At 67.7% G+C, this 17777-nt stretch carries 16 protein-coding genes and 1 pseudogene; 10 read left to right on the top strand and 7 right to left on the bottom strand.

Annotated elements, in window-relative coordinates; translation table 11 throughout:
• Positions 1–53: 53 nt before the first annotated feature.
• The 4 genes and pseudogenes from AQI88_RS40880 to AQI88_RS40865 all read right to left on the bottom strand — a co-directional run.
• Positions 54–611, bottom strand: a complete 558-nt coding sequence (locus AQI88_RS40880; protein WP_067010699.1) for a TetR/AcrR family transcriptional regulator — start codon at positions 609–611, stop codon at positions 54–56.
• A 64-nt stretch (positions 612–675) separates the two neighbouring features.
• Positions 676–1518: an RNA polymerase sigma factor WhiG gene (whiG, locus tag AQI88_RS40875; RefSeq protein WP_067010697.1), complete on the bottom strand. Its 843-nt coding sequence runs from the start codon at positions 1516–1518 to the stop codon at positions 676–678.
• A gap of 322 nt (positions 1519–1840) precedes the next feature.
• A complete protein-coding gene (gene dprA, locus AQI88_RS40870) occupies positions 1841–3001 on the bottom strand; it encodes a DNA-processing protein DprA (protein WP_067010695.1) in 1161 nt (386 codons plus the stop codon).
• Positions 2998–4467: pseudogene (locus AQI88_RS40865) on the bottom strand (YifB family Mg chelatase-like AAA ATPase); the annotation flags it as partial. The gene dprA and the pseudogene AQI88_RS40865, both read right to left, overlap by 4 nt.
• Positions 4468–4514: 47 nt before the next feature.
• On the opposite strand from AQI88_RS40865, the gene AQI88_RS40860 reads away from it, so the two are divergent.
• The 4 genes from AQI88_RS40860 to AQI88_RS40845 all read left to right on the top strand — a co-directional run bounded on the left by AQI88_RS40860 (position 4515) and on the right by AQI88_RS40845 (position 10322).
• Complete coding sequence (locus AQI88_RS40860) at positions 4515–6044, top strand: integrase (protein WP_067010721.1); 1530 nt, start codon at positions 4515–4517, stop codon at positions 6042–6044.
• A 77-nt stretch (positions 6045–6121) separates the two neighbouring features.
• Positions 6122–7774 carry a hypothetical protein gene (locus tag AQI88_RS40855; RefSeq protein ID WP_244184610.1) on the top strand — a complete coding sequence of 551 codons (1653 nt, stop codon included), beginning with the start codon at positions 6122–6124 and terminating at the stop codon, positions 7772–7774.
• Complete coding sequence (locus AQI88_RS40850) at positions 7771–9909, top strand: integrase (protein ID WP_067010691.1); 2139 nt, start codon at positions 7771–7773, stop codon at positions 9907–9909. The genes AQI88_RS40855 and AQI88_RS40850 overlap by 4 nt, the downstream gene beginning before the upstream one ends.
• A complete protein-coding gene (locus tag AQI88_RS40845) occupies positions 9906–10322 on the top strand; it encodes a hypothetical protein (protein ID WP_067010689.1) in 417 nt (138 codons plus the stop codon). Before AQI88_RS40850 ends, AQI88_RS40845 begins: the two co-directional genes overlap by 4 nt.
• Positions 10323–10496: 174 nt before the next feature.
• Here the strand turns inward: AQI88_RS40845 and AQI88_RS40840 are convergent, their stop codons facing one another.
• Positions 10497–11021: a hypothetical protein gene (locus AQI88_RS40840; protein WP_244184609.1), complete on the bottom strand. Its 525-nt coding sequence runs from the start codon at positions 11019–11021 to the stop codon at positions 10497–10499.
• A gap of 317 nt (positions 11022–11338) precedes the next feature.
• Between AQI88_RS40840 and AQI88_RS40835 the strand changes: the two genes are divergently transcribed.
• Positions 11339–12025, top strand: coding sequence for a hypothetical protein (locus tag AQI88_RS40835; RefSeq protein WP_067010687.1), 687 nt, complete (start codon positions 11339–11341; stop codon positions 12023–12025).
• On the opposite strand, the gene AQI88_RS44445 is transcribed toward AQI88_RS40835, so the two are convergent.
• On the bottom strand, positions 11982–12662 hold the full coding sequence (locus AQI88_RS44445; RefSeq protein WP_208616086.1) for an HNH endonuclease: 681 nt from the start codon (positions 12660–12662) through the stop codon (positions 11982–11984). The two genes, AQI88_RS40835 and AQI88_RS44445, sit on opposite strands and share 44 nt — an antisense overlap.
• A gap of 91 nt (positions 12663–12753) precedes the next feature.
• On the opposite strand from AQI88_RS44445, the gene AQI88_RS40830 reads away from it, so the two are divergent.
• From AQI88_RS40830 to AQI88_RS40810, 5 genes are all read left to right on the top strand, one after another.
• Positions 12754–13032: a hypothetical protein gene (locus AQI88_RS40830; RefSeq protein ID WP_107118803.1), complete on the top strand. Its 279-nt coding sequence runs from the start codon at positions 12754–12756 to the stop codon at positions 13030–13032.
• 819 nt (positions 13033–13851) lie between these two features.
• Positions 13852–14109, top strand: coding sequence for a hypothetical protein (locus AQI88_RS40825; protein WP_067010682.1), 258 nt, complete (start codon positions 13852–13854; stop codon positions 14107–14109).
• A gap of 134 nt (positions 14110–14243) precedes the next feature.
• On the top strand, positions 14244–15332 hold the full coding sequence (locus AQI88_RS40820) for a helix-turn-helix domain-containing protein (protein ID WP_159050544.1): 1089 nt from the start codon (positions 14244–14246) through the stop codon (positions 15330–15332).
• A gap of 49 nt (positions 15333–15381) precedes the next feature.
• A complete protein-coding gene (locus AQI88_RS40815; protein ID WP_159050543.1) occupies positions 15382–15843 on the top strand; it encodes a hypothetical protein in 462 nt (153 codons plus the stop codon).
• Positions 15844–16011: 168 nt separating this feature from the next.
• The gene (locus AQI88_RS40810) at positions 16012–16824 is read left to right on the top strand and encodes an SAM-dependent methyltransferase (protein ID WP_067010677.1); all 813 of its coding nucleotides are present in this window, start codon (positions 16012–16014) and stop codon (positions 16822–16824) included.
• 39 nt (positions 16825–16863) lie between these two features.
• On the opposite strand, the gene AQI88_RS40805 is transcribed toward AQI88_RS40810, so the two are convergent.
• Positions 16864–17777 (bottom strand): helix-turn-helix domain-containing protein (locus AQI88_RS40805; protein ID WP_079058152.1); only part of this gene is annotated, 914 nt, incomplete at its 5' end.

Here is a 17777-nt window from a genome sequence, read left to right as displayed (position 1 = left end):
CCGCACTCTGCCCGCGCCGGTAAGCGACCACCCCTGCCCAGCACCAGCCGGCCTCAGCCCTTCACGCCCCGCAGCGCCATGGCCACAGCAGCATCCGTGATCGCCGCGGGATCCTCGGCCGCACCGAGCTCGATCCGCCGAACCGCCGCATCCACAACCCCCTGCAGCAGCATCGCCGCCAGCCGAGGCTGGCCGTGCCCCATCTCCCCCAACGCCTCGACGACCATCGCGACCAGCTCCCCGTGCGCGGCCCGGATCTTCTCCCGCGCCCCCGCGTCCAGCTCACTCGCCGAGATCGCCACGACAGCCCGATGCCGCCGGTCGCCGACCAGCGCCAGTTGCTGTCGCACATACGCCTCGACCTTGCCCTCGGCCGACGACGCCCGCTCCATCGCCGCCGCGACGTCCGCCGCCCACACCGGGAAGTCGACCTCGCACAGCTCCTCGACCACGGCGGCCCGCGAGCGGAAGTACTCGTACACGGACGACCGGGCCAGCCCCGTACGCTCGGCCAGCGCCGGAAAGGTCAGCGCCTCCGTCCCGCCCTCGGACAGCAGGGACCGAGCCGCGTCCAGCAGGGCGGCTCGCTGCATCGACCGGTGCTCGGCCACGGAGGCCGCTCGAATCCTTGGCACGTCAACCACTTTACGGACACCCCACCCCGGAAGGGAGGACTCAGCGCCCGAAGCCGGCCAGCTTGGCCCGCAGCTGTAGCACCGACTTGGTGTGGATCTGGCTGACCCGGCTCTCGGTGACCCCGAGCACATTGCCGATCTCGGCGAGGGTGAGCCCCTCGTAGTAGTAGAGCGTGACGACGGTCTTCTCCCGCTCGGGCAGCGTGTTGATCGCCCGCGCCAGGAACCGCCGCAGTTCCCGGTCCTCGGCCACCTCCACCGGATTGTCGGCGGCGGTGTCCTCCAGCGTGTCCATGAGGCTGAGCCGGTCCCCGCCCTCCCCGCCGACGTGCAGCAGCTCCTCCAGGGCGACCACGTTGGCCAGCGACAACTGGCTGAACACGGCGTGCAGTTCGTCGACTTCCATGCCCAGCTCGCCGGCGACCTCTCCTTCCGTCGGGGTCCGCCGCAGCCGCGCCTCCAGCGTGGCGTAGGCCCGCTCGACGTTCCGCGCCTTCTGCCGGACGGACCGGGGGATCCAGTCCAGCGCCCGCAGCTCGTCGATCATCGCGCCCCGGATCCGGGTGATCGCGTAGGTCTCGAACTTGATCTCGCGGTCGATGTCGAACTTCTCGATCGCGTCGATCAGCCCGAACACCCCCGAGGAGACGAAGTCGGCCTGCTCCACGTTGGGCGGCAGACCGACGCTGACCCGGCCCGCCACGTATTTGACGAGCGGCGAGTAGTGCAGGATCAGCTGCTCCCGCAGCCGGTCGTCCCCCGTCGCCTTGTACGACCGCCACAGTTCGTCGAGCGTCGAGGGAGCGGGCGGCCGCACGCTGCCACCGTCGCGGGCGGCTGGGGGGATCGCCGCCCGGTCGGACCCGGAGGTGTGCTGGGGCATTCGTCGCCTTGTGCCGTTCTGCCGTGAAGTGCTGCGAGGTGAGGTAAGTGAGCGGGGGTGGGGGGTCGTGGGGTGAAGTGGGCCACCTGGGTGAGCTGTCGGTCTGATGTCGAGTTGGCGCGGTCTGCGCCCGGGCTTTCGTGAGCGTAGCGTGACTGAGGAGTCGCGGTGTGCGAACAGCGAGGCTCCACCCGTGCGCGAGCCCCCTTCGCGGTCCGCACCATCACACTCCCCCCCTCGCTCTGTGTGACCGGCCGAGGGCACCAACTCCGGGAAACCCCAAGGCTGTAGGGACTTCCCCCGGACGGCCGAACACGCTCGGTCAGCATGGGCTGCGACCACCGCGGACGGAGATCATCGCCTGGCGTGTCAACTTCCAGCCATCGCCGTGTCGTTCGACGTAACCAAGTGCTCGGAGTTCGTACAGCCTCGCGATCGCCTCGTCCGGCGTGGTGCGGGCGCCGCGCGCGATCTCCCCGGCGGGGGCCGCGCGGTTGCCGGGCAGGGCGGCGAGGACGGCCCGGGCGGCGGGTTCCAGCAGGTCACGCGGGAGAACAGGACCCCGTCGGGGCGGGGCCAGCTCACCCATGTCGCCCACGAGTTCGACCACTTCCGCGGCGTCGGTGACGAGGGCGGCCTCGCCTCTCAGCAGTTCGTGCACCCCTACGGAGAGTGAGCTGGTGACGGGCCCGGGCACCCCCATGGTGAACCTGCCGAGGCGCTGGGCGGCCCGCGCGGTGACCAGCGAGCCGCTGCGGCAGGCGGCTTCCACGACGACGGTGCCCCGGGTGAGCGCGGCGATCACACGGTTACGGAGGATGAAGCGGCTCGGTGTGGGGTGATCGCCCGGCGGCAACTCGCCCACCACCAGCCCCTGTTCTGCGATTCTGTTGATCAGCGCGGTGTGGCCGCGGGGGTAGGGCCGGTCGACGCCGCAGGCCAGGACGGCGACAGTGGCTCCGTCGACGGCGAGGGCGCCGCGATGGGCGGCCCCGTCGATGCCGTACGCACCCCCCGACACGACGACCCACCCCCGCTCGGCGAGCCCCGAGGCGAGGGAGCCCGCCACCTGCGCGCCGTACTCGGTGCAGGCACGGGCGCCCACGACGGCCACGGACCTGAGCGCCCACATCCGCAGACTGGGCATTCCGCGCACCCACAGCCCCGTCGGCCGGCCGTCCCCCAGGTCATCGAGCTGCCTCGGCCACTCGGCATCCCCCGGGCACACGAACCGCATCCCGGCGGCCCGCGCGACCTCGAGATCCCGCTCCGGCTCGGCCCGCCCGGCCCGGGCCAGCAGCCCGGCCCACCGCGGCGCACTGACCCCGGGCAGCGGCTCCCCGCCTCTGCGCAACCGCCGCACCACCTCCCCCACCCCGAACTCCCGCAACCACCGCCCCCCGACCTCGTCCCCCGGCTCGACAACCCGAGCAAGAAACACCCGCCCGACCAGCTCCTCACCCGGGCCGTCTTCTGCGGTCACGGCCGGGCCCCGATGGCCATGGGCACGCCCCGGGGGACTCCGGTGCGCAGTTGCAGGGCGAGGCAGACGTCGGCGGCGTCCGGGCGGTCGTGGCCGACGAGGTCCGCGACGGTCCAGGCGACGCGCAGGACCCGGTCGATCCCGCGGGCCGTGAGCACGCCCCGCTCGAGGTTGCGTTCGGCCTCGTCCATCGCCCCGGCGACGGCGTGGAAGCGGCTGCGCAGCTCCCGTCCGGGCACCTCGCTGTTGCTGCGCCAGGGGGTGCCGGCGAGCCGGGCGGCCGCCCGCTCCCGGGCCGCCCCGACCCGGTCGGCGACGGTCGCGGTGGACTCTCCCCGGGCGCCGGGCTGGGTGAGCTGGGCGCGGGTGACCGGGTCGACCTCGACCCGCAGGTCGACCCGGTCGAGCAGCGGGCCGGACAGCCGGGCCTGGTAGCGACGGATCGCCGACGGCGGGCAGTCGCACAGGGCGTCCCGTTGCGAGAAGCGTCCGCAAGGGCAGGGGTTGGCCGCCAGGACCATCAGGAACCTGGCCGGGAACCGGACCACGCCCGCGCTGCGCGCGATCACGACATGCCCGGACTCCAGGGGCTGCCGCAGGGCGTCCAGGGTCTGGCTGTGGAACTCGGGCGCCTCGTCGAGGAAGAGCACGCCCCGGTGGGCGAGGGACACGGCACCGGGCCGTGCGACGCCCGGGCCGCCGCCGACGAGCGACTGCATCGTGGCCGAGTGGTGCGGGGCGCAGTAGGGCGCGACATCGATGAGCGGTTTGCCCGGCGGCAGCAACCCTGCCACCGAGTGGACCGCCGTGACCTCGAGCGACTCCTCCCGGGTGAGCCGGGGAAGCACGGCCGGCAGCCGCTCGGCGAGCATGGTCTTGCCCGCACCCGGCGGGCCTTCGAGGAACAGGTGGTGCCCGCCGGCTGCGGACACCTCCACAGCCGTGCGCGCCGAGGTCTGGCCCACGACATCGGCCAGGTCGTGGCCCTGGTCGTGCTGTGCGGCACCGATGCTGTGCATGCCGGTGGCCGCGCCCGTGCCCGGCACGCGCAGACCGGCCAGGAGAGGATCCGGACGTCCCTGATCGTCCGGTTCCTCCTCGGGTACGGGCTCGTCGGTCAGGACGGCGATCAGCTGCCGCAGGCTGCGGACGCCCAGCACCGACACACCGGGGACCAGCGAGGCCTCGGCGGCGGCGCACTCCGGTACGACCACCTGTTCGTAGCCGGCGTCGGCGGCGGCCAGCACCGCGGGCAGGATGCCCCGTACCGGCCGGACGCGGCCGTCCAGTCCGAGTTCTCCGATCATGACGATGTCGGCCAGGACCCGGGGGTCGATCCGCTCGGCCGCACCGAGCACCGCGCAGGCGACGGCCAGGTCGAAACCGGAGCCGGCCTTGGGCACCGACGCGGGGCTGAGACCGACGGTGAGCTTCTTCTGCGGCCACTCGCCGCCCGAGTTGGTGACTTCCCTGATGATGTGATCTGTTCAAGCGCGCAGGGAGGAGGCTCATGTTGAGCGAGTGGCACGTGGTGTGGGTTCCAGATCCGGGGCAGTGGGGGACGCCGCCCACGGACGGTAGCTTCGGGGTACATGACCTGCCGGGGGCGGTGGCCCGTATCGGTCTAAGGCCGGGCGATCCTGTGTACGTCAGGCCGGACGGCACGGTGGACCGGGATTTCTTGGATCTCGTACGGTCCACGGTTTTCCGAAACCTGGAACGGGAGACGAAGAGAAATTATGGGACGGACTACCGGCTACTGCTGAATTATCTCTCGTCGCGTGGGCTGCCATGGAGGGAAGCGACGCCGCGGGTTTTGGAGGACTACCGGGACTGGCGGTGCGATGCCCCAGAGAATCCCGTCCGGATCAGCGGTACAAAGTGGGACCGCGAGGCTGCGGCGTTCACGAAACTGTTCAAGTGGGGCAAGGTCTATCCCTTGCCGGTGGACGTCTCGCGAAGTGAGGACCGGGCGGCGGACTCGGCCAGCTCACGAGTGTCGTGGGGGACCCCGCGAACTTGGGGCTTGTGGTCTGACATCGGGCTGCGCGGTCACACCCGCGCCGGTTTCGCAGCGCCGATGTGGGAATCACGGACTGAGCTGCGGAACACAAGCTTCGTACAGTTGCTGTTGAGCTCAGGCCTGCGGCGACAAGAAGGCGGTTCGCTGCTCGTCTTCGAGCTGCCGACTCAGCGCCTGCGTCATGGCCGTTACATGCATGGCCGCATCGCTGGCGCGGTGACCAGGTCGAAGAACAGTCGGACGTACTACGCGTCAGTGGATTCCGTCGGCCAGGTCGAGGCGTACGTCGAATCGGAGCGGGCGTGGGCGGTACAACGCGCCCAAGAGGCAGGCCGCTACCAGCATCTGCCAACGATGCGGCTGGTCACACGGGTGACGCACGGTCTGAAACCGAAGGTCGAGTGGGTGGATCCGGACGGCGTTGTCGGTGGCCAGGAGCTCAGCCGTCTGGGCTGGCGTGAGCGGCAGTGGTTGTTCGTTGATGGACCGGAGGGGCCGGAGCCGGCGTGGTTGTGGCTCACGGAACAGGGTTTGCCGATGGCCCCGGACCGATGGAACGGTGTGTTCCGGATGGCCAATCTGCGCTGCGAGACGACCCTCCTGACGGAGGAAGAGCGGAAGATCCGGCGGCAGTTCAGGCTGGCAGAGGTGCAGGGCAAGACCCCGTACATGACGCCGCACTCCTGCCGGCACTCGATGGCCCTCTACATGCTGATCTTGCTGAACGAGCTGTTCGAGAAGCGCTACGGGCTCACCAAGAAGGACCGGCGGGACTTCGCCCTGCTGTTCGGCGACCCCTGGTGGTTGGTCAAGACGTTGCTGGGGCATGCGGACGTGGAGACGACGAAGCGGCACTACCTCGCGCCAGTCGCGCATCTGCAACTCGAGTCGATCCTCGCCGCTGCAGAGACCACTGATGAGGGCGAGGATGTCGAGGATCTTGACGGCACGTTCGCCCGGCTGGCCCGGGAGACCACGGGCATCCAGGACATCGACCTGCTCCTCGGGGAGGCGTCGTGAGCAGGCGGGGGCACAGAGCCACCCCACCGCCTCCCGACCATCGTGTCGAGCCGGCGCTGGTCCCAGGGTCTGTCGTCGTGACGGTCACCAACAAGGCCGGCCACAAGGCGGAGTACGATTTCGGCGACCTTGAGGTGGCTGGACCGATGCAGCGCTCGCTGGCCGCAGCGTTCGCCGCCCAGTCACGCAACTGGACCAGTCACCGGACGGCAAACACCTGCTGGAGCAAGATCAAACTGTTCGCTCAGTTCGTCGCCTCGTTGGAGTGCCCGCCTGATGACCTTGACGGTCTGACGGTCGCCGCGCTGCAGAGCTGGCGGGATAAGCACATTGACACGAATACCGGCAGAGGCCTGCTCGGCATGGTGCGCCCCCTGCTGCGGCGGGATCCGCGGCTGGCTGTCGGGCCGGTGGCGGAAGAACTGGCTCGCCGAATTCCATCGCCGGCACCGAGTAAGCAGTCCTATGAGCAGGCCGAGCGGGATCGGGTGGTGCTGGCCGCTCGGCGCCAGTTCCGCGCGGCCTTTCTCCGGATCAGTGAGAACACTCGGCTGCTGGAGGAGTGGCGGGCGGGCCATCTTGTTGCGGGCAGCCGCGAGTGGAAGATCGGGAAGATTCTCGATCACGCCGCCCGCACGGGGGACGTGCCGCGCACGACCTATCCGGGCGGGCAGGTCCACGTGACGAATCGCAAGCTGCTGGGGGGCAATCGTTCGGAGAAGATCTGGGGTCGTTTGTTCCTGGACCGTTCGGAGCTCACGGCGCTAGCAGTGCTGCTGACCGACCAGTTCGGTTGGAATCTGTCCCAGTACGACTGGATGCCGGTGCCGACCGCGGCGCCGTCGGCCGGTGAGACGACCTCGGTGACCTACCAGATTCAGATCGAAAAGCACCGCGCCGGAAAGGGGCGGTGGTTCTCCACCGAGAACGTGACCGATTCAGGGGCCGGGTCCCCCGGGAGGCTGGTTACCCAGGCTCTGGCGGCCACGGCTCACGGCCGTGCGCTCGCCAACGCGCTGGTGCCGGGGACTGACCTGCTGATGGTCGCTCGCAGCCACCGACCCGAGAAGAAGCATGCGGACTTGGACCGGCCCGCCTCGATTGGCCCTCTGGATTTCGGGATCCCGGACGATCTGGCGTCGTGGTGGGCGCGCGGCCAGGGGCTGGGCGGGTCGCCGTTCCAGCGGGCCCGCCGGACCACGGTGACCCATGTGGGCCGTCCTTTGCAGCACACCCAGGGCACCCACGAGAGCATCTACGTTCTGCCCGACCCGCAGGTTCAAAAGGCCTCTCGTGGTGTCTTCGAAGCTGGTGCTCTGGAGGCTCTGGATCAGGCCCGCTCCACCGTTTTCGGCGGGAAGATCGCAGACTCGCCGAACTCGAGCCATCAAGAGACGGCAACAGCGGACTGCGAGGACGAGAACTCCAGTCCTTGGCCGGCTCCCGAGGGCGGTTGCGGAGCAGATTTCCTGCTCTGTCTGGCCTGTCCCAACGCCCATGTCCACCCAGGCCATCACCCGCGGCTCGCGTACCTGTACCAGCAGATCCTGAGTCTGCGGTCCGTTGCGGACGATCGCAGGTTCCGTGAGCACTGGGGCGTTCATGTGCTGAGGCTTGAGGACCTGCGCGACAAGATCGGTCTTGCCGCCTGGACGGCGGACGCGGGCCGGGTCAGCGACAACGACCGCACGATTGTCCAGCTTCTGCTGAAAGAAGACCTCGCGCCATGACCAGCCTTGCCGAAGCCGACCCCTACATCCTGCCCCTGCCCGGACCGGAAAGCCCAGCGATCCTGCCGCAGTGGATCAAGCCCGGCAATGTGCATGCCAACGCCCGCTACGGCGCAGCCATCTGGCCTCTGGCCCCGCTCATCGACAATCCCGGCACCATGCTGCTCGCGATCTACTGGAGGGGCTGCCCGGCCCCCTTCCTCGATCAGGTCAAACTCGCCACCTGGACGATGATCAACGGTCGGCTCCGGCCCACCTACCTCCAGGACCGAGGGGTCCGTGCCCGAGCCAGGACATCCGCCCCGGATATGCGGGACACCTGCTACGAGTGGCTAAAGCTGGCGCGCTGGCTGCACGTACGCCGCATCACGAGCCTCGACGCCTGCACCGAGGATGTGTGGCGCGCCTATATATCCGAGCGCTTGGCCGATGGCGTGAGCCGTAGCAGCGCGGAAAAGATCTGCTCGCGCTTGACGGATCTGTGGGCATTCGATCAGCTCAGTGCCCGCCCTGCGGGCATCACCCGGCCTCCCTGGGAGGAGGAGGGGGTTGACGACTACCTTCCCTCGGCTGATGGCTCGCGCGGAGAGAACAGCATGGAACCGCTCGACCCGAAGGTCCTCGGTCCCCTGTTGGTCTGGGCGATCCGGTTTGTTGACGACTTCACCGACGACATCCTCGCGTCCTGGGAGGCGCGTGAGCGCCTGCTCGCCACGGCCGCGAACAACGAGGCCGGCCAGGAGAGCTTGGCAGCCCTCGCCAGTCTCCTACTTCCTGCGGCCCGGTCAGGCGACCCGCTTCCCTCCGTGCGGATGTACGGCCGTCGAACTCTGGCGCGCACATACGTGGCCGCCCTCACCGGGGCGAGCCTGAGCCAGGTCGACCGGTTCAACGAGCGGCATCGCCTCTCGGACGTGGCCAACGCACGGCCGGGCCCCTGTCCTTTGCCGGTGCCGGTCACCGGGCGGATCAACGGGAATCCCTGGCGCGAGCACATGGACTTCGACGAGGCCGGCGAGCTCATGCGGCACCTCGGCACCGCAGCAGTGATCATCTGCCTCTACCTGACAGGTATGCGTCCGCAGGAGGTGCAGGGTCTGCGGTCTGGCTGCTGCCCTGACCCGGAGCCTGCCGCCGACGGCACGCCCGGTCGTCACTTGATCCGCAGCCATCATTACAAGAACGTCACCGACGATGACGGCAACCACATCTCAGCAGGCGAGGAGCGGGAGGTTCCGTGGGTTGCCATCACACCCGTCGTGCACTCCATCCGTGTCCTCGAACGCATGGTGCCCCCAGGGGAACTACTGCTGAGCTCCTCTCACCACGACTACATCTACAGGCGCAGCCTTCACGGAGCGCTGAAAGGCTCGTCCCTGAGGGACCGGATTGAAGACTTCGTGGCGTGGGCGAACCACGAGGCGCACATCCATCACCTGCCCGACCAGGTCATCCCCGAAGATCCGCACGGAGCCATCGGGATGGCCCGCTTCAGAAGGACTCTGGCCTGGCACATCGCCCGCCGCCCCGGCGGGTTGATCGCGCTGGCGATTCAGTACGGGCACATGCGCACCGTCCTGGACGCTCGCACTTCCAGCGCCTACGGTTCCCGTAGCCGCGGCGGTGTACACAGCGTCCTCGACGTCGAAACAGCCTTGGCCGCTGCGGACACCGCCGCTCACCTGCGGGACCGCCTCGCCGACGGAGAGAAGATCTCCGGCCCTGCCGCCCGTCGAGCCATAACCGCTGCCGCGTCGACCCCCCGGTTCGAAGGGCGGATCGTCCCTCGCACGTTTGCGAAGAAGGCGGCCAAGTTCCTGGCCCGGGACGGCGTCGTGCTCTACGACAACCCGGACGCGTTCCTGATCTGCGCATTCAAGCATGAAAACGCGCTCTGCGATCCCGAGCCGGACGCCACTGCACCGAGGCAGTACGCCTGCCAGACAGACTGCGGCAACACCGTCCGCACCGATAGGCACGCCCGTGACATGCGGGAACGAGCCGATGAGATCGACCAGTTGGCCGCCGCTGCACCCGAAAGGATCGCCAGGCGTCTTCGGCGCAATGCCGACAGCCTCCGCGTCGCCGCCGACGCCCACGACGCCACCGCCCAGAGCGCCGAGGACCTCGCATGAACCCACAGCACCACGACGAGCGCACCCGCATTCGCGAGGCAATGAATCGGCTTCTTGCAGGACAGGCCACCGTTTCCAACGGCGGTCTCACCGCCACGGCGCTCGCGGTAGAAGCCGGCGTCCACCGCATGGCACTGCTCAAGCGCCACGTCGACCTGAAGAATGAGTTCTACCAGCGTGTCCGCACCGAGACCCAGCAGGTGCCGGAGCCAGAGCAGCGGCTGCGTGAGACGGTCGCCAAGCTCAAGAAGACCCTCGATAACAAGGAGAAAGAACTCCGAGAGCTCCGTCAGCTGGTGACCAATCTGACGCTGGCCAACGCCGTTCTCACCCATCAGCAGCACACACCACTGCCGTCGCCGGACCTCCCGGCTGCGGACAACGTCATCCCGTTCCGCCAGCTCGACTCCTGACACGATCCGGGGGGGCGGGATCGGCACGACAACCGAATTCAGAAACTCCCTAGGCCGCGGTGCACGACTACGTCGCGTTCACCCGGGAGCGTCCTGTGGTTCGGTTAGAAGGCCAGACGGCGCGGAGCCAGGCTCCCGGTCTACCCCAGGCCGCCTGGCTCTGCTTCCGACCACTCACGGCGATCGGTACTCTCTCCAGCCTACGTCGCAGGTCACGGCGGCGCATCCAATGCCGAGCTCTTTGCGGGTGCGGTGGATGAACTCGCGAACGGCCGGTTCCCGGCGCCAGGGGGCCAGGGCTGCGTTGAAATCCCGGACGTAATCCTTGGCCCGAGTGCACTTGATGCGGGCGAGGATGTCGACGCTACGGTTGCCGAGCTCGAGGCCGTGGTCAAGGTCGCTGCTCTGGAGGTGGGCGGTCCTGACGATGGCGAGCCGCATGCCGACGGAGCGGGTAAACACCCCGGTCGGCATGGCGGCGGCCTGCTGGTTCCAGCCGAGTGCGGCCTTGGGGTTCTTCAGGTCACGGATCTCGGCGGCGTCCGCGGAGAGAGGGGCGTGATGGTAGGGGTCGGACCGGGGCGCGGTACCGGCATTGCTGCCGGCCCGTTTCCCCGGCCCGCCCTCCGAACCCGCCGTACCCATTACTAGGGCGTGTCCGACGGGTCGGTCGTGCAGTCGGGCGGCCACGAGTGCCATGTCGGGGATCGCAGCCTTGCCGGGTGACCAGAACCGGCGACAGCTTGTTGAACCGGGCGCTGTCACGTGCAGTGCGGGCCAGGCCGAACGTCTCCCAGCTCGACCCGCGCCCACGGCGAACCAGCCGCTGCCTGTCAAGCACAGGACGTCGCCGCCGTTTCCTCCCGAAGTCCCGGCCGGTCTCGGCGTGAATCGTCCCGAAGCCCCACAGCGGGCTTTTCGCCGTCTGTGCTCCTGTGCGCCGGACCCCTGACGTGGTTCGGCGACTTCGGTGGGGCAGTATCTGCTCGGTCTGTTCCGCTCTGTGAGGGGTCGTCATGCGTTCGTTGCGTCGCGCCGTGCCGCTGGTGGTGCTGTCCTGTCTGGTGCTGGCAGGGTGTTCGTCCTCCGGGTCCCATTCCGGTGGGGACGGCGGGAAGAACGGTGCCTCGGCTGCAGGGCCCTCGGGTACGACGGGTTCGTCGGTACCTGCAAGTTCGGCGGGGACGATTCCGGTGGGCGCTGGCCCGCAGAAGACCTACACGGTGCAACAGCAGCCCCCGGCGGGCAGCTGCCACTACCGGCACACCAAGGATGGGGAGCCGCTGCCGGATCTGAAGTGCACGCCGGGTGCAACCTCGCCGGCGGTCACGCAGGCGAACCTGGCGCAGACGATCTGTCGGAAGGGCGGCTACACCAAGGGGATCCGGCCGCCGGCTTCGATCACGGGCCGGGAGAAGAAACTGAATGCAGCGTCCTACGGCTACACGGGCAGTCCCGCGGATGCTGAATTTGATCATGATATTTCGCTGCAGCTGGGCGGCGACCCGAACGACGCCCGCAATCTCTGGGTGCAGCCGCCGGACCCGGGCCACAAGCCGGGCGGCGGGATCAACAACAAGAAAGACCCAGTTGAGACCCGGTTGCACACCGCAGTCTGCTCCGGCAAGGTCACGCTGGCCGCGGCGCAGAAGGCGATCGCTACGGACTGGACGACGGCGTTGCAGTCGCTGGGTCTTGGGTGAGGGGTAGCCGCACCCGGACGTGCCTGAACCCGTCCTCGGTGGTGGAGGCCGGGTTCAGGATGTCGGCTGTCTTGCCTGCGAGGGTTCTCAGTCGCAGGTGTTGAGCATCGTTTTGAGTTCCCCCTTCTCCGGTGCCGTGATGCTCAGCCCGTACACGTACTTGATGTCGGTCCAGGCACGCCCGTAGGTGCACCAGTAGTCCTTGTTCGGCGGTGCCCACTGGTCCGGGGACTGGTCGCCTTTGGATCGGTTGGATGGCGGAGACGGCGATCAGCTGCGAGTGCGTCAGATCGTTGGCGAAAGCCTTGCGTTTGTCCGTAGTCCAGAGATCTGCGCCGGACTTCCAGGCGTTGGAGATCGGGACGAGGTGGTCGACGTCGACCTTGGAGGCGGCGTCGAGCGTCTTGCCGTCGTAGGGGCTGTACCAGGTGCCGGCGACCGCCCGGCACAGCGAGTCCTGCGTCACGCCCTTTCCATCGCGCGCCAGGACGACTTCGCGGGTGTCGCATTGCCCGTACACCTTGGCCCAGTGCGGGAACTTCGCCCGCGAGTAACCGGGCGTCTGGTGCGGTTCCTCGACGCGGCGCGGCGCCACACAGCGGAGATGATCACCCGTATCAAGTACCAGCAGTAGCAACTGCAGTGTGTGCAACGTGCGCCGAACGCGGCGCGCCGTTCAGCACCGCGGACGTTGAAGCAGTGGACACTCGTAGGCCATGAGAAGCGACATGAGCGAGTCGGCTCGGGAGCGGCTGGTCGACCACGTGGAGGCTGGTCCTGGCGGTGCCATGACCGACGATGTCGGCGTCATCACGGGTCAACTGACCGTTGCCACAACCCCGCTCGGCGATGGAAAAGCCCAGATCGAGATCCAGTATGCGCAAGCGGACGAGTGGTACACCCTTACCGGCAGTCCCGCTCCCGTCCCGCCTAGTGGATTGAAGGCTCTCCATCGGGACGTGCTGGAGCGTGTTCGTCGCGGTGATGGCGCCGAGGCCCCACGCTGACCGGGCGTGCGCTGCGCGGGATGCCCGCGGGCCCGGATGAGCGTGCCAGATGGCTGACGTCAACCAGGAGGGGTGCCGGTCTCCGTCGACGTGTAGGAAGCCCGATCCCCCGCAAGACTTGTGCGTCCGCTTGGCTGAGGCCCACCCGCCGTCGCTGAGCACCCGGTCAGTCTGTCCTTCACCACAGGGAGTTCCTCGGCGACGCGCTTCAGGCTGAGGTCACCCTCTCCTCACCCGGCGGCCGAGCCCGTAGCCGAGGAGGCCACATGCGATGCGGGGGCCCGCACGACCCGCGCGGTATGGATGGGCGGGCGGTGGGGCATCAACCCAGCGCCGCTTTCGGAATGCCCCCCTCGCCCGTCAGGCTAGGACCGCGGCCGGGTAGAGCCCCCTTGGCTCGCCGCGGAACCTTTTTCTTCTGCGGCGGCCATTGCATGAAATTGCAGAGACCGCCATGTCCTGCAATTGCAGAACCGGAATTTCCGTCCCGCGAGGCACCAACACGCCACAAACGAAACCCGTGTTCGAACCAGTCGACTCAGGAGCGCGGCGCGGAGTCGAGAACGTTCGAAAATCGATCAAAGTCGATCAAATGCACGCAGTAAATGAACCAGCTACAGCGGGATCGGCGAACTAGCGTTCGCCTGTCTTTTAAATCCTGGTGGCCAGGTTTTCGCATTAGTGACCACTCGCCTGGCGCGCAGCCGAATAGACGATGTACGTTCGTCGCATTGAGGGGAGAGCCCGGGGTCGAGTAGCCGTCAACTATCTTTCCGGGCCCTCCCATTGACCGACCGTTATCAAGGAGGGGGAACCTCTATGACTAGCCGCGTCTTCGCGGGCCTTCCGCTGCGGAATCCGCTTGACTCCGACCGTAGCAAGAACACCGTCAGTCGGCACGGTGGCCTTGCCTGGGTTGTCACGCTGTCTCTCGGCGCATTCATCGGCTTGCTGGTGCTGCCCATTGTCCTCGTGACGCCTGCGTGGCAGAACGAGTGGGGTGCAACCGTCGCCGTTGCTGCCCTTGGGGCTTGCAGCACCGCGACCGTCCGACTCGTCTACTGCCACCGCCGCTGACCGACCGCTGCCGGCTGCCGGGCTGATCCGCCTGGCAGCCGGCCTTCAACGGGGGCGGCGCCATGCTTTGCCGCCCGTGGAAGATCAAGTTTCAAGCATGCGGTGGGTACGAAGCTTTGCTGGAAGGGGGCGGGATGGCTGAGGCAGAGCACAGCGAGTGCCTGTATTGCGGGTCGGCTCTGGAACGGTCGAAGGGACGCGGCCGACGGCGGATCTACTGCGATCGTGCGTGCTGGCGAGGCGCGCGGCGCAAGCGGCAACAGGAAGGCGGGGCGCCGAAAGGGCAGTACCACTTTCCCGAGGCCCTGAGCATTGCGAACGATCTTCAGACGGCGGTGGCAGAACTGCTGAACCTTGAGCACGCCCATGAGGGCCTGGCGACCGTGCTCAGCCAGGTGCGGCTCATCGGCGCCGAACTGGAGAACTACGCTGCGGCGGCCGTCAGCGATGCCCGCTCCCGAGGTGCAGGCTGGGACGAAGTCGCCGTAGCGGCGTGCCAGAGCCGCTCCACCGTGCGCGGCCGGTGGAGCGAGAAAGCGGTGACAAGGCTCTTTCAGAATCGCATGAAAGAGCGCTCCGCCAGCATCGGGGAAAGGCCGGTGCCGTCGGCGGCCCGGCAGGAGATCCTCGCGGACGCAGAGGTTGGTGCCCGCGAGGAGACGCGGGCGGCCGCACGCTCCTCACGCAAGCTGGCCTCCGCCTTGTCGTTCCTCCATCGGGGCAGCGGCCTGCACATCAAAGGTGTCGCCGCCCACACCGGCCTGTCCTCCTCATATGTGTCACGGATGCTGTCCGGCGAGCGGATCCCGACGTGGACGGCGGTACGGCTGCTGGCGGAAACTTTCGATGCCGACCCTGGCGATCTGCGGGCGCTGTGGGAGGCCAGTCAGGGGCTCGTCCGGCCGACCCGGCCCCCGCTGCATGAGGCGGTTGCCCGGCTGACGGGCGCAATGCGCGGCATACACCTGGCCGCGGGACGCCCTCCGTTCGAGCATGTCGCCCAGCTCAGTTCCGGGAGCCTGACCGCAGACATCGTCGAGGGAGCGCTGGCGGGGCGGATCGTTCCGTGCTGGGAGACCACAAGCAGCCTGCTGACCGCTCTGGGTGCCCAGCCGGCCGATCTGCGCGGCGTGTGGGAGGACACGAACTACGCCTTCCTCGTATGCGTGATGGCGACGCCGGATGACGGCCCGCCACCAGGAGGCATGCAACTCGAGGAGTAGCCCCGTTCCTTGATCGACTCTGACCGACAGCTTGGAGGATGAGAAGCCCGTGTCCGTTGTCCAGGTAGCACATCGCCAGCAGGGAAAGCCGGATCTCGGCCAATTGGCCATACCCTCCCGAGCCGTGGCGCGTCGCCCTTGCGACTTCACCGCCTTTTGCCTGCTGCACCAGAGCGCCTACCTCCAGTACGCGGTGCAACGGTTGCAAGACATTGCACGTGCACGGGCTTGCGTCGCGCGGGTGGTCCGCGAACTGAGTGCCTTCTGGCCGGCGTTCCTCGGCAGTGCGCAGCCCGCTGCTGTCGCGTGGGTTCTTCTGCGGGCTTGGGTCGATCGCACCGCTGGGAGCAGCAGTTGCGGCACGCTGTCGCGGGACCAGGCCGACGTGCTCCTGCTGCGAGGGTCGCTCGACTTCTCTTTGGCAAAGATTGCGTCGGTGATGGGAGTGGAGGAGGCCGTAGTGGTTGCCCACCTGCGGTCTGCGACCCGTATCCTCGCCATCGCCGATTGATCGCACCAGTTGGTCACGGCCTGGGCCCCCGTACAGGGCATTATCTATGGCTGAAACCCCGTGTGGGGCACCGGATCAGCCTTTTGAAACCTATCTCGCTGGTCACCGCGGTATCTAGCATGGCCTCTTCGTGCCGAAACTCCATCCGATCGAGGCGGCGAGGTCTGGATGCACGGGGAGTCCTTGCACCCTCATGACGTTGACATCACCACACCCAGCATTGCACGTATGTACGATTATTTCCTGGGGGGTGTGGACAACTACCAGACCGACAGAGACGCGTGCGAGGAATTATTGAAATCGGCGCCGAGCACGCGGGAGCTGGTAATCAACAGCCGACTCTTCCTTCAGCGCGTTGTGCGTTACCTGGCGGCCGAACGGGGCATTGCCCAGTTTATCGACCACGGATCGGGTCTGCCCACGCGGGACAATGTCCATGAAGTAGCCCAACGAGCACAGCCTGATGCTTCCGTCGTCTACATCGACAACGACCCGATCGTCCTGGCACACGGCCGGGCCTTACTGGGCAAGAACCCGCATACGGCAGTGATCCAGGCAGATATACAGGACACCGGCTTCATCTTCGACCACGAGGACACGTGCCGGCTCATCGACTTCTCCCGGCCGGTTGCCGCCCTCTTCGTCTCGGTGCTGCACTACATCGACGACGACGAAGCCGCAGCGCTGGTCCGGAACGTGACCGACCGCCTTGCATCCGGCAGCTGCCTGGTGATCTGCCAGCGGGTCAGCGACCGGCAGGAGATCCGGCGGTCGGTGACCGACTTCATGCGCCGTACGACCGGAGGCAGATGGGGCCGTGTCCGGGAGGAGTACGAGGTGCGTTCCTACTTCTCCAGGCTTGAGGTCATCGATCCGCCCGGCCTGGTCGAAGTCTCCACCTGGATGCCCGACAACGACCTCGCGCCGAAGCAGAAGACCTTCGAATGGAAGGAGTGGGGCGGAGTGGGCGTCGTCCGGTGACCGTCGGCGGGCGGCCCGGCCTCCGGGGATGACCGTGCCTCACAGGTACCGCTTCAGCTCCCTGACCGTCTCCTCCGGGTTCAGCGCGCACGCGGCAAGCCGGTCCAGCTGTGTCTGGTACCGCTCGACTTGGTTCTTTTTCGTGCTGAGGTCATGGCTGAGCAGTTGCTCGGTGTAGACGGCGCTGGGGAGGTCGTCCAGAGCGAAGTGGAGGAGGGTGACGTTGTTGCCCAGGGAGACCTGCTGGGTCATCTGCATCGGCGCAATCTGGAGCGTGATGTGAGGATGCTCAGCGGCCTCGATCAGGTAGTCGATCTGCGCGTGCAGGGCAGCGGGGTCGCCGAAGTCCCGCCGGAGCACCGACTCCTCCACGATGGCCCACAGCTTCATCCCGTCGGGCCCCTCGAGGTGCTTCTTGCGGGCGTGCCGGAGCGCGGCTCGGGCCTGAACCTTCTGCGTCGACAGCTCCGGATGCTCCGCCCTGACGACGGCGCACGTGTACTGGGGAATCTGCAGCAGGCCCGGCACGTAGTAGTTCTGGTAGGCGCGCACGATCTCGGCGGCGCCTTCCAGAGCCAGCAGAGGCTGCACGAATCCCGCCACCTCGGCGGGCCACGCCTTGAACCACTCACGTTTGTGGCTGCGCTCCACAAGCTCCAGGCACTCGGCGACGCGCTCTCGGTCATTCTCACCGTAGAGGTCCAGCAGCGTCAGCACCTCGTCCCGCGTGAAGGGCAGAATGCCCTTCTCGACGCGGCACATGCGGTACGCGTCAATCCCCACAGCGGCTTTGACGTCGGCCCTCTCCAGGTCTGCCTGCTCACGAAGCCGGCGGAACAGCCCACTGAGGATCAGCTTCACGGCAGTGGGATGGTTCTCCGCGCGCCCCAACGGCCCGATAAGCGGCACCCGCCCCTGACCACCCCACGATTGAGGCACTATGCCCCAACTAA

The organism is Streptomyces cellostaticus, assembly GCF_001513965.1.
Lineage (GTDB): Bacteria > Actinomycetota > Actinomycetes > Streptomycetales > Streptomycetaceae > Streptomyces > Streptomyces cellostaticus.
This window is presented reverse-complemented; position numbering and strand designations above follow the sequence as displayed.